1 protein-coding gene is annotated in these 284 nt (G+C 62.3%); it reads left to right on the top strand.

Going from position 1 to position 284, the window contains the following annotated elements; genetic code table 11:
• Nucleotides 1-36: 36 nt before the first annotated feature.
• The coding region (locus FLV34_RS42100) for a hypothetical protein (protein WP_147945652.1) at nt 37-284 on the top strand (248 nt) is incomplete at its 3' end.

The following is a 284-nucleotide window of genomic DNA, read 5'->3' as shown; positions in this document are numbered from 1 at the left end:
TACGAGCGGAGACTTCGGACCGGTTGAGGTCTCTGTATGAGTCCCAAACGCGGGGATCGTGTCACCGTTCCCCCTCCTGGCGATGAGTGGGACCTTCGCTTCGCCACCAGTGATGCGGCAAAGGGATGGGACGAACTGTGCAGGCACGCCCTGGCCAACGCACGGCGCTGTCTTGAAACTTTGCGCACGGATCCACGCTCGCGAGCAGATCACGAGCGTCAGCATCGTCTCCGCGGCGACCTCGCAGTTCACCGCCACAACGGCAAGGATCTCGAACAGTGGGA

This window comes from Microbispora sp. CSR-4 (genome assembly GCF_008033685.1).
Lineage (GTDB): Bacteria > Actinomycetota > Actinomycetes > Streptosporangiales > Streptosporangiaceae > Microbispora.
Note: the sequence above shows the minus strand (reverse complement) of the source record. Positions and strands in the feature narration are given on the sequence as shown.